Here is a 10,592-nt window from a genome sequence, read left to right on the forward strand (position 1 = left end):
CAACGCAGCCCCAGCCCCAGCCGCAGCCAGAGGCAGTGATTTCTCAACCTGAAGAAATCCCACGTCAGGATCCATTGGCTAAGTTGATTGAGCAAGTTCGCAATTTCCGATCGCAGTCGGATAATGAACCGTTGTCACCGAGCTTTTCTCAGTCGATTGAGTTGCAGTTGCGATCGGTGTCTGGGCCGCGCAGTCGAGTGTTTCCTGGGATGGAAGGCTTGAGATAGTGAATGCTTTTTGGAGAGCGGGGGTGCGGGGGTGCAGAGGTGCAGGGGAGAGAGAAGCGAAAAGTCGTAGGGGCGAATGGCCATTCGCCCGTACAAGTGAAAAGTTATGCATAAATATCACTATTCACTATTCACTATTCACTATTCACTATTCACGCTTGACTCTTCACTCTTCCCTACACCTCTTACCCTGAGTCCTGAGCGTTGTCGAAGGGCTAAAGAGCTACACCCTACACCCCAATCATTGGCTAATAATTCCAGACCACTGGACTTTTTTTAGTCCATCTCGGCGATAGGAAAAAAATTGTTCGGGGGTTTGGTAGGTGCAGTATTTTGCTGTCGCGATTTGTTCTGGATTAATGCCAATTTTCTCTAGTTGTAAGTTGATGGCTTGTCGCACGTCTAAGCGCACTTTGCCCGGTTCGCGATCGGGAAAAATAGGCGAACCGGGAATTTGTTGCAGCCACTCTAATATATATGTCAAAGTCTGTGGTTCCGTTAATGCTTCGGGGCTGATATTTTCTGAGTGAATGCTCATGCCGACTTCAGCGGCAACTGCTTCGGAAACCTGATAAACTTCCCCTGCGATCGCAGGACCAATGGCGATGCGGAGGTTTTTTAGCTGGTTTTGACTATCGTGAGTTTGGCTCTGGCGGATAAATTGAGCGATCGCCTCTGGCACAATTGCTTTTGCCGTTCCTCGCCAGCCGGAATGCACTGCCGCCACCTGTCCCGTCACGATATCGGCAATCAGTACCGGGGAACAATCTGCGCTAGCGACCCAGACTGCTTGGTCAGCTTTTTCCGTGCGTAAGCCATCCGCTTCTTCTAAGGAAAGGGAAACTGTAGTTTCTGTAGAACTAGACTCTAAGTCTTCTGATTGGTTTTGAGTAATCGGAGTTAGTTGGCTGGTGGGCAATACGGTATTGCCGTGAACCTGTTTGACACGAAATACTTCTGGGAAGAGAGGATTTACCTGGTGGCGCAAAACGTTCACCAGTTGTTCAGGTGATCGCGGCCAAAAGTCACGAGTAAAAAAGCCGTGAGACCAATCCGCCAGTAAGCTACAAGTTAAATAAGATAGTCCGTTCCAATCGTGCCACTGCCAATTAGACATGAGTTTAAGTTTACGCTTCTTTATGATTTAAGTGAATGAGATCGAGAGTCGGTTCTAGGAGGAATAAGGCATTGCGGTATGCTATAGCCATTACCTTGTCCGTTAAACAAATATTATTCAAATGCTAACAATTAATTAAAATTATGGCAATTATGGCAATTATGGCAATTATCGTAAAATCATGGCCTCGGTGAGTTGGTAAATTTTCATGGATTAAAGAATTTAGCCTCTTAATCTAGGGTAAAGGTGAAAATTGACCGTTTTATGATAAATTGGAAAACGATTGTCTCCGGGACTATCTGCGATCGCATAAATTCTATTGCTTATCGATACTTAACTTTTTTCTCTTGTGGTATTAAATCAAGAACGTTTAGAAGCTGCTTTAAAAGTTGTCAAATCCGATCTGAATCTACTAGGATTTACCAATAATTCAGACCGGGTTATAGACTTTTCTATATATATTTTTGAGCAACTAGAATCTACGAATAAAACCCTTTGGCAATTACTTAACAACGGTGCTCCGTCTGGTACAGTAGTAATTGCCAATCGACAAACTTCTGGCCGAGGTCAGTGGGGACGAGAATGGAACTCTCCCCTCGGTGGCTTGTATTTATCATTGGCTTTATTTCCTAATCTACCCGTGACAAAAAGTTTTCAATTAACCCTATCTAGTGCTTGGGGAATTGCCACGATTTTAAGAAGTTATCATCTACCAGTTTTGATTAAATGGCCGAATGATCTAATTTTAAGCCAAAGAAAATTAGGAGGAATTCTCACTGAAACCAAAATCCAATCCCAAATTATCACAAAAGCGGTGGTAGGTGTGGGGATTAATTGGGCTAACTCCGTGCCACCAACCGGGATCGCTCTACAATCTTACCAAGCTAATTGTCTAAAAAACCAAGTTTCTTTAGAAAAAACTGATTTCTGCGAGTCTCTGGAAATGTTAGCCGCGATTACTTTATGGGGAATAGCTTCCGGAATCGAATATATGCAGAACGAAAGTGTAGAAAAACTGTTGTCAAGCTACTTGGCAATTTTGGCTAATCTGGGTCAAGCAATTATGGTCGAAGGACAGTCAGGAGTGATTGCTGGGGTGACGGCAACGGGAGATTTGCGGATTGAGATTGATTCTCCGAACCAATCACCGCCAAATCAACCGGGTAGCAACCCAAGTCGTCCGGACGTCGCCGCCCGAGAAATTTTTGTAAAGCCTGGAACAATTCGCTTGGGATACGATACTCTCTGAATGACCGATCGCATCTCAGTCTTCAGCTATCAGCCTCCAGGATCGAACTATCAGCTTTCGGTTGATTTCACGATTAGCGGTCTTTAGTTATCTATTAATGATTTCGTTGAGAAATAAATAGTGATCAGTGATCGGCCTCGATCTAGCAGATATTCCAAAAAAAAGATTAAACTAGCCCAAGTGCCTAAGTAATTATTCCATCTGCCCATCACTGAATGGCTTGCAGAGGCTTCAGTCAATCCCTGTTTTCCTTATTTGCAGTTAACCGCGTTCTTAAAATGAGCCATCCAATTAAATACGCCCGCACACCTTTAAGTGTTATTTGTCAATTTTCGTTATTGTTGCAAGGACTGGGTTGGATTCCCAGTATGGGGGTGGTCAGTAGTCGCCTGGAAGCTCAAGCGCAGACCCCATCCAATGCGATCGATAATTTAGGTAGTGATTTAGGCAGCGCAAAACCAGCGCCCGCCGTTGTCGCCACCCCAGAACCTGAGTATATTCCCCCTCAATTAGAGTGGGAAACTCCTGCGAATAGCGTAGAGCAAGCTTATACAGCAGAAGAACAATGGCAGCCTGCCCCAACTCCCGAACCGGAATATTCCGCTCCCCAAGAGCAATGGGAACCCGCTGCTACTCCGGCTCCGACGCCGCAACCCGACTATACAGCAACAGAACAGTGGCAGCCTACCCCAACTCCCGAACCGGAATATTCCGCTCCCCAAGAGCAATGGGAACCCGCAACGGCGCCGGAGCCAGAACCACAGCCTGCGGCGGCGGAAGAACAGCGGCAACCCGCTCCAGCACCAATGGATTACACTAATGTTTACATCGATCCGAGTGACTATAGTATTGGAGTAACTAGGAGTAATGAGGCGATCGCCCAAGATCAGACCCCCGACAATACTTACCAAGAACCCTCAGCGGTAGTATTTTCTGAACGGTCAACGGGCTGTGAGGCGGCGCTTCAGCAAGGGCAAGTAGTAGGCGGCGATCTTTGTGGTGCAGTCGCTTCCCCGCAGCCTCTCCCAGATCCGGCGCCGAATAATGTTAGCCCGGGGATAGAACAGTATGTCTATGCTCAACCGCCCCAAAACCCTGGGTCTTCGGTTTCCGCACCGCAATATACTGCCCCCAAGCCAGTACAACAGTATGCAGCACCACCGTCCCCCGTCTCGTCGCAGTATTTGCCCCGAGTGTCAGTCCAACAGGAATATCTGCCCCCAGTGCCAGTTCAGGAGTATTACTCCGCTGCCCCAGAGTCAGAGTCTTACTCGCAGTCCTATTACAGCGATCCGGTTTCATCGAATACCGCGATGCAACCAGTCACCCTAGGCGCATTGAGTATTGGCGGTAATGGCATTAAGTACGATATGAGAAAGCACGCTGGTGAATTGGATCGCAAGCGTGCGGCTCGCCCTCAAGGTCGAATCGGTAATGGAAATACCCAGATGATTTTCCCTCTGGCAATCCCGGCGCCGATTACTTCTCTGTTTGGTTGGCGGACTCATCCGATTACCGGCGATCGCCGCTTCCATAATGGCATTGACTTTGGGGCGCCGATGGGAACTCCCGTGTTAGCGGCATATGCAGGACAAGTGGCGATCGCGGATTGGCTAGGGGGTTATGGCCTAACCGTAGTCTTAGATCACGCCCAAGGATCGGCGGAAACCCTCTACGGACACCTCTCAGAACTTTTTGTCAAAGAAGGAGAAGAAGTCAAGCAAGGAGACGTGATTGGACTGGTAGGCAGTACCGGCAACTCTACCGGGCCGCACTTGCACTTTGAACTCCGAGAGCTAACCCGTGAAGGTTGGGTCGCCCTAGATCCAGGAACTCAGTTGGAATATGCAATGGCTGAGTTAGCCGGAATGTTGGAAAAACCGCCGTCTAAATTAGAAGTGTCTTTATCTAAAGCCGCAAAACCTTTAGAAAAATACGCTAAAACTGAGTTTTTCCAATCCTTACAAATGGCCGGATTTAAGTTACCAAATCAGCAAATATCCCGTAACCAAACTCAGCCAGCGAATACCCCCAATTCAGGAAATTAGTGATATTTAAACCAGCAGATTAATCACCAAGGGCGCAAATCTACTTTGCGCCCTTTTTGCTTTCATAGTAATACCCTTTTCTTAATACGGTTTTCAATTAATAAATACCGCGCTGGGCGATCGCTCCCATATAATACCGTTTCCAATTAAAAATGCGTATGGGCGTGATGCTTGTACCCAAATTAACCTCAAAATTATAGGGGCGCAATACTGGCGCCCAAATTAAAATAATCTCTTCTAGTAATTATTGTAGTAATTATTTTAAAGCAGGTAAAAGGGGGACAAATTTATTGCTATAGGGTTTTCCTATATAATTTTGCCACAAAATAGGATCTATTTTAGATTTTTTAGCTATTTTTATTTAACGCCGAAAGTTATTTCTTAATTACTTTTATGTCTCCAACACTTTTAGGCGGCATACATCATAGGAAATAGCTTTCTAATTACCGGCACGTCTGCCGCCGCCTCAATCCACAGGCGAGCGCCGCAAGGACCTTTTTCATGGGGAGTGTACACAATCCGGCAAGGACCTTTGATTTCTAATTCATGGCAGTTGTACTGATGTTTACCCTGTTTGACCACAATTGGCGGCTTGTTATCGTTTTTCTTGGTGTTATGTCTAATTTTTTCTCGATCTACCAGGATACAAGTTTCTACTTGGCGAGGGCGTTTGTACCAAGTACCCTTTGGTCCTCGGCGTCCGGCGGTGACTACGGGCATTCCGTTATATAAGGGAATTATCCAGGCTCGACCTGCTTTTTCCGCTCCTTGAATCCGCCCTTGATTAAGGAGGTGGCGGACTCTGGCGGTGGATAGACCAAGCATAAAGGCTGCTTCTGTAGTGCCGACGTGAGTTTTGTGGTTCATTTTTTTAGCTCATTTATATATCGTGTTAGTTTTAGCATAGCAAAGGGTGAAGAGGATGTCAAGATTTTGTTGGTTATTAGTTGCTGCCGTTGTTGCCGATGTAGCGAAAAAAACTCGCACGATATAGTTTTTTATTCAGCAGTTTAGTAGTAGTTTAGTAGGGTGTGTTAGGCACGCGGTTACTTTTGGTGTCACAACTATTAATCCTGATGCCAGCCGTAACGCACCATTAGCTTGGCAGCGGATGGGATAACTTTTGGGTAAAAAGTGAGGGATGAATTAGAGCGATCGCCCTAACGCATCTTTGCTGTTTCTGCCACCAGGGTCTTGGATGAAATCGCCGCTTGCTCTAGCAAGGTTTATATTGTTTTTTATGTTTTGGTGGCAACTGCCAACTTTGTAGTAAAATTAATTTGACATTTTTATCTAGTGAGTAGAAAATATCTATAGCTTTTAGAGCCATGACAGCTTTTAGAGCCATGACATCTAAAAATTAGTCTAAAAACAACTTGCACTGGCAACTTGCTGAGAGTATTTGCCAGATGTAAACAATTTTTCTAGATAGGGCGAGTACCAGGTTTTGTAAATTATCAATCCTTAAAAGGGTTTCTAATATATGTCTGATTTACTTCCCGTAGCACCTTCACAGGGTGGGGCAGAGTTCGTATCTCCGATCGCCCTTGGCGAATCTAGCAGTAGCACAAGTGGCAGTAGCACAGGTGGCAGCAGCACAGGTGGCAGCAGCACAGGTGGCAGCACCCAAAGCGTTCAAAGCATTTTAAATATCTTGGCGACATTGGGTGTCACCGCATCCCCGAATACTGCGGGCGGTGTGAGTGTAGATGCTACCAATCAATCCACAGGACTTAATTTTTCCCAGGAATCTCCTAATGGGCTGAGTCTTACGGATACCACGGACGTATTAAATCTCGGTAGCGGCCCTGACTTCGTGCAATCTCAAGGCGGTGACGATCAGATCAAGACTGGCGATGGCAATGACCGAGCTGAGGCGAACCAAGGCGATGATCAGGTTGACTTGGGCGCTGGTGATGATACTGGATCCGGTGGCAAAGGAAACGATCAAGTTGACGGTGGTGAGGGCAACGATGTTTTATTTGGCAATTTAGGTAGTGATGTAGTTAAAGCTGGCATTGGAAGTGATAACGCTAATGGCAACCAAGACAGTGATACGGTCGATGGAGACGCAGGGAATGATGTGGTGCATGGAGGTCGAGGGAATGATAGCGTACTCGGTGGCGACGGTGATGATACGGTGTTCGGAGATGCCGGTGATGATACCCTGACCGGGGGTTCGGGGAAGGATATTTTCCGTTTCGAGTATTTTGCCTCACAAGGCCCGTTGCGAACAGCGGAAGAAGTTGGGGCAAATCCTTTGGGGGTGGATACGATTACGGACTTTAATCCCGCAGAAGATAAGATTCAGTTGGACAAAAGAATCTTTGCTTCTCTGGGAGACACAGTTCAACCCGGTGATGTGGAGGTTGTGACTAATTTTGACCCTGCTACTCAGGGAACGCAGACGGCAAAAATTATCTACGACCCAACCAGCGGTTTGGTATATTACAATCCCACTGCGGAACAAGGAGATGAGATGAAGCTGGTTCAACTCGAACCTAATCTGAATATTACTATAGATGATTTTGAGGTGTTCTAATTTAACATTGTTGTTAAAGATGGGAATAACCACAAAGACACAAAGGACACAGAGAAATTTGTAAAATCTATTCTTTGTGTTCTTTGTGTCTTTGTGGTTTTGATTTCTCCCCTATTGATTTTCTCCCAAAGCGATGTGGCAATTCCTTGATAAAATGCTCTGCTGTCCGCAAGACCAAGAGGCAATTAACCAATTAGGTGAAATTCTGTTTGAACAACATCGGTGGCCGGAGGCGATCGCGCTCTATGAACAGGTGATCGCGCTCTACCCGAATTCCGCCAGTCTTTATAATTATTTGGGTTATGCTCAGTGGCAACAGAGAAATACTGCGGCGGCGATTTCCAGTTACTATCGCGCTATAGAATTAGACCAGAATTTGGCCTCAACTTACTATAATTTGGGCAAAATTTGGCAGTCGGAAAACGATTGTGCGGCAGCGGTGGCTTGTTTTATCCAAGTAATTAAATTGCAGCCGAATTATATTCCGATTTACAGCGATTTAGGCTATTCTTTGATGGCTGAGGGGAAACTGACGGAGGCAATGGCTTGTTTTCGAGAGGCGATCGCTCGTCAGCCTTTATTTGTGGAAAGTTTCTGTGATGGGGTGGAACAGGGTTTAATTAGGACAAAAACCGAATTAGATGAGTTCGATCGCGCTAAAATAGCCTGCGCTAAATTTCTCAGGGCTTTGCAACAGCAATTTGATGCCCCAGAAGTTTTAGACTATCTATTAGAAACTTATGTTCGTTTGGGCAATGCGGTTTTTGATGGGGGTGGGTATCGGCAAGGGGCTATTTACTATGAATATGCTTTACAAATTCAGCCAGATAATGCCACGGCTAATTGGCAATTAGGTCAAATTAGAGAAAAACAGCAGCTTTGGCAGGAAGCGATCGCTTGTTATCTTCAGGTTTTCACTTCTAATTCTGGCGCGGAACCATTATCGGAATTAATTAATTTTGGTAATTTAACATTGCCTAAAACTGAATCCACTATTCTCCCTCAAGGTATTTATCGGTTTACTCAAGACTGGTTGGACTGCCACCAGCAAACCCTGTCATTCCCCCGAAAGAGGGAACCGATATTTTCGTCTATTATGAGCGATAGGATTAGCGATCGAGAACCGCTATATATTCCGATTAATTGCCCATTAAAAGCATCAAATTATGATATAGCTTTTTTCAGTAGCGCGGGGTCTGTGGATTCCCGCGAAAGCGGGAATGACAATACCGAAACTGTTTTTAAGGTTTCTCAGGTTAAACCTAACGATAATAAAACCTGTGAAGGAATTCACTGCCAAAGCTGTTTAAACCAAATTAATTGCTGGTTTAATCCAGTAAATTTAGGTAATGGCTTATATCAAGTTTCTCTGCCCGGTTACTCAAATCCCTTAACTAATTACGCTACTTTTGTGGCGCATATTCCCGCAGGAAGAGTTTGGATTGCCCCGCAAAAAAGTTCCTGGCAAATTTGCAATGCGATCGCTGTCATTACCCCGGATAATTATCTCTTAGCTGATTTATCCCGGTCTTATCCGGGACAGTTGCCCGGTTGCGAAAACTATGACCATAGAAAACACCGTATTTTTCAGCTAGACACTTTGCCAAAATTAGAGCAAATTGATGGGACTGTAGCCATATTATCAGGACTATCGGGTCATGTCTATTTCCATTGGCTAGTGGATATTTTACCCCGCTGGCAGCTATTACGCTTAAGTGGAATTGATTTAACCAAGATTGATTGGTTTGTAGTGAATAGCCTCCGGCAACCTTTTCAAAGAGAAACTCTTGAATATCTAGGAATTTCTGGGAGGACAATTATCGAAAGCGATCGCTACCCTCATATTCAAGCCCAGCAATTAGTTGTCCCTTCTTTTCCGGGATTTTTGGGGTGGCTACCTCCTTGGGCATTAGAATTTCTGCGATCGCAGTTTCTCGGATTTTTTGGTAATGGACTAGAGTTTTCCGAGGCATCCTCGAACAATTATAATTATCCAGAACGCATCTATATTAGTAGAGAAAAAGCCCAATATCGCCGAGTGATAAATGAAACAGAAGTGGAGGAAACTTTAGAAAAATTTGGGTTTGTGAAGATTTTTCTAGAGTCTTATTCGGTGCGGGAGCAAATTCGCTTATTTGCCCATGCTAAAATGATTATAACCGCTCATGGCAGTGGGTTGACCAATATAATTTTCTGTCAGCCGAATACACAAATTATGGAATTAGTATCGCCTAATTATATCAAACATTATTTTTGGGTAATTAGTCAGCAACTAGGACTAAAACATTATTATTTGGTTGGGGAATCTTTTGCTTGCTATCCGCTAAGGTATATTATGGATCCGAATCCGCTAACCGAAAATATCTTGGTGAATATTGATGGGTTAAAAAATGCATTATCGGCGCTAGGTTTGCCGTAAACAAATAGGTATTGTAGGGGCGAAGCATAAAGCCCTACCCTTCAGGAAGGCGCTTGCTTACCCTATCCGCCTACGGGCATGGCTTCGCTTACCGGGCAGTTAACTCTCGGTTTTCGCAATTAAAATAATTACCCGAATGCTTCGCCCCTACATTTTGTTACCCCCAAACCCGCCGCAAATTCAACACAAAACCCGGTAATACTTCTTCCCCAGATAACTCGGTGGGATTTGCCAATACTTCTACTTCTAACCCTGGCCGATAAATTTCCACTTGACGATTTTGTGGATCGATTAACCAACCCAGGTTTGCCCCATTATCCATATATTCTTGCATTTTCTCTTGCAGGGGCTTAAGACTATCGGAACCCGATCGCAATTCCACGACAAAATCCGGGCAAATATTAGCAAAAGTGCCTGTTTGTTCTGGAGTCAATGCGTCCCAACGGGCTTGACTTACCCAAGAAGCATCCGGGGAACGAGTTGCACCATTGGGTAAAATAAAAGCAGTAGAAGAATCAAAAGCTTCTCCTGGTTCACCGGCATTTCGCCACCATAAATACAGTTCCCCAGAAATACTCCAATTGCGTTTTCCCGTTTCCCAGCCAGTAGGTGGATTCACGATTAATTCTCCTTGCGCGGTTCGTTCTAGTTGTAAATCTTGATTAGCTGTGGCTAAGGCAGCAAATTGTTCTTGGGTGACATAAAGCCCAATGGTTTTTGGTAACTGAAGCGATAGAGTTTCGCTGTTTGGTTTTACGGGTGCTTGTACCATTTTTGACCTCTTATATGCTCTTATATAATAGAGATGGTGAGGATGGATATTGCTGATTAATTAACCAATTATATCAAATTTTTGATTCTGATGAGAGCGATCGCGCAATTAATCGCTCAATTACCAGAATTTATCGGCAAAGGATTTTATCTAGAAGAAAGACCCAGAATTTCATGTTATAATCCAGAAAAGCGGTCTGCCCAAAAAACTCAGAAATC

At 44.8% G+C, this 10,592-nt stretch carries 8 protein-coding genes; 5 read left to right on the forward strand and 3 right to left on the reverse strand.

The genetic code is table 11. From position 1 onward, the window contains the following. Positions 1 to 227, forward strand: a 227-nt coding sequence (locus tag AM228_RS27245; protein WP_197285433.1) for a hypothetical protein, incomplete at its 5' end; no start/stop codon positions are given. Positions 228 to 468: 241 nt separating this feature from the next. On the opposite strand, the gene pgeF is transcribed toward AM228_RS27245, so the two are convergent. After that, positions 469 to 1,344 (reverse strand): peptidoglycan editing factor PgeF, encoded by an 876-nt coding sequence (pgeF, locus tag AM228_RS27250; protein WP_054470053.1) that lies wholly within the window; start codon positions 1,342 to 1,344, stop codon positions 469 to 471. Between the two features lie 349 nt (positions 1,345 to 1,693). Here pgeF and AM228_RS27255 point away from each other — a divergent pair, with 349 nt between their 5' ends. Both AM228_RS27255 and AM228_RS27260 read left to right on the forward strand, forming a co-directional pair. Beyond that, complete coding sequence (locus AM228_RS27255) at positions 1,694 to 2,593, forward strand: biotin--[acetyl-CoA-carboxylase] ligase (protein WP_054470054.1); 900 nt, start codon at positions 1,694 to 1,696, stop codon at positions 2,591 to 2,593. A 278-nt stretch (positions 2,594 to 2,871) separates the two neighbouring features. Then, positions 2,872 to 4,641 (forward strand): peptidoglycan DD-metalloendopeptidase family protein, encoded by a 1,770-nt coding sequence (locus tag AM228_RS27260; protein ID WP_231636965.1) that lies wholly within the window; start codon positions 2,872 to 2,874, stop codon positions 4,639 to 4,641. A 408-nt stretch (positions 4,642 to 5,049) separates the two neighbouring features. Here AM228_RS27260 and AM228_RS27265 read toward each other — a convergent pair whose 3' ends face one another. After that, positions 5,050 to 5,508 (reverse strand): DNA-binding protein, encoded by a 459-nt coding sequence (locus AM228_RS27265; protein ID WP_054470056.1) that lies wholly within the window; start codon positions 5,506 to 5,508, stop codon positions 5,050 to 5,052. Between the two features lie 616 nt (positions 5,509 to 6,124). Between AM228_RS27265 and AM228_RS27270 the strand changes: the two genes are divergently transcribed. Beyond that, positions 6,125 to 7,183 (forward strand): calcium-binding protein, encoded by a 1,059-nt coding sequence (locus tag AM228_RS27270; RefSeq protein WP_054470057.1) that lies wholly within the window; start codon positions 6,125 to 6,127, stop codon positions 7,181 to 7,183. A gap of 133 nt (positions 7,184 to 7,316) precedes the next feature. Further along, complete coding sequence (locus tag AM228_RS27275; protein WP_082349170.1) at positions 7,317 to 9,602, forward strand: glycosyltransferase 61 family protein; 2,286 nt, start codon at positions 7,317 to 7,319, stop codon at positions 9,600 to 9,602. 157 nt (positions 9,603 to 9,759) lie between these two features. On the opposite strand, the gene AM228_RS27280 is transcribed toward AM228_RS27275, so the two are convergent. Beyond that, a complete protein-coding gene (locus tag AM228_RS27280) occupies positions 9,760 to 10,374 on the reverse strand; it encodes a Uma2 family endonuclease (protein WP_054470059.1) in 615 nt (204 codons plus the stop codon). Positions 10,375 to 10,592: the final 218 nt, after the last annotated feature.

Origin of the sequence: Planktothricoides sp. SR001 (genome assembly GCF_001276715.1) — a bacterium.
Lineage (GTDB): Bacteria > Cyanobacteriota > Cyanobacteriia > Cyanobacteriales > Laspinemataceae > Planktothricoides > Planktothricoides raciborskii.

Excerpts from the sequence above, each read along its gene's own strand:
- AM228_RS27265 (WP_054470056.1), bottom strand. The coding sequence starts at position 5,508 with ATGAACCACAAAACTCACGTCGGCACTACAGAAGCAGCCTTTATGCTT.
- AM228_RS27280 (WP_054470059.1), bottom strand. The coding sequence starts at position 10,374 with ATGGTACAAGCACCCGTAAAACCAAACAGCGAAACTCTATCGCTTCAG.
- AM228_RS27270 (WP_054470057.1), top strand. The coding sequence starts at position 6,125 with ATGTCTGATTTACTTCCCGTAGCACCTTCACAGGGTGGGGCAGAGTTC.
- AM228_RS27260 (WP_231636965.1), top strand. The coding sequence starts at position 2,872 with ATGAGCCATCCAATTAAATACGCCCGCACACCTTTAAGTGTTATTTGT.
- pgeF (WP_054470053.1), bottom strand. The coding sequence starts at position 1,344 with ATGTCTAATTGGCAGTGGCACGATTGGAACGGACTATCTTATTTAACT.
- AM228_RS27275 (WP_082349170.1), top strand. The coding sequence starts at position 7,317 with ATGTGGCAATTCCTTGATAAAATGCTCTGCTGTCCGCAAGACCAAGAG.